Below are 1,057 nucleotides of genomic sequence, written 5' to 3'. Positions count from 1 at the left end.
GATGAATTATAAAATTAAGTGCAACACCTGAACGTGAACGCAAAAAAAGCCCACAGCGATGGCCTCGTTTAGAATGAAGTTACGACACAAACATTCAGACGGAGGAATCGCTATGAGCTACACCCATCTTACCACAACGGAGCGCGTGAAAATAGAGACCTATCTGGAGCTCGGGATGTCCATCCGGTCCATCGCGAGACGGATCGGGCGACAGCCCTCGACCGTCTCGCGGGAGATCAGACGGAACCCCGGCTACGAGTCAGGACGTGCGCAGAGACGCTACGAGAAGGCGAAAACCCATTGCGGCGCCAAGACGAAGCTCGACGACACGATGCGCCGGACGATTGTCGAGAAGCTGCGTGCGACCTGGTCCCCGGAACAGATCGTCGGCCGCCTCTACGCAGGAAAAATTGCCTTCTCCACCATCTACCGTTGGATCTACGCGGGACGGATCGACGTGCCCCTGACCGTGCTCCGCCAGAAAGGGAAACGTCAAAAGCCGACCGAGACGCGCGGGCGCATCAACATCGGACTCCCCATCTCGCAACGGCCGCCAGAGGTCAGGGGGCGCCGGACGTTCGGGCACTGGGAGCTCGACACCGTCGTCTCCGGACGAGGGAAGTCGAAGGCGTGCGTCGCGACGTTCATCGAGCGGAAGAGCCGGTTCTATCTCGCCCTGCCGATTGTGGACCGCACCGCGGCCTCGATGGAGGGGGCGATCCATGCGGTGCACGGCGCCTTCCCGGACGGCACGTTCGAGACGGCGACGACGGACCGTGGCAAGGAGTTCAGCGGTCACGAGCGCATCCAGGCGTCACTCGGCGTACCGATGTATTTCGCCGACCCATATTCATCGTGGCAACGGGGGAGCAACGAGAACGCCAACGGGCTCCTGCGCGAGTTCTTCCCGAAAGGAACGGACTTCGCGGAAGTCACGCATGACGAACTCGCGGACGCGCTGGCCAAGATCAACGGGCGACCGAGGAAATGTCTCGGCTGGAAGACCGCACACGAGGCCTTCGCGGAGGAAGTGTTGCGCTTAATTTGACAAACCGTC

General features: G+C 60.8%; 1 protein-coding gene. It reads left to right on the top strand.

Features of this window, described 5'->3' with window-relative positions:
* Positions 1–112: 112 nt before the first annotated feature.
* Positions 113–1,048, top strand: a complete 936-nt coding sequence (locus L971_RS14730; RefSeq protein WP_047376485.1) for an IS30 family transposase — start codon at positions 113–115, stop codon at positions 1,046–1,048.
* Positions 1,049–1,057: the final 9 nt, after the last annotated feature.

The sequence above is a fragment of the Exiguobacterium sp. ZOR0005 genome (assembly GCF_000798975.1).
GTDB classification, from domain to species: domain Bacteria; phylum Bacillota; class Bacilli; order Exiguobacteriales; family Exiguobacteriaceae; genus Exiguobacterium; species Exiguobacterium aurantiacum.
The sequence above is the reverse complement of the archived record's forward strand: the minus strand, read 5'-3'. Positions and strand labels throughout refer to the sequence as shown.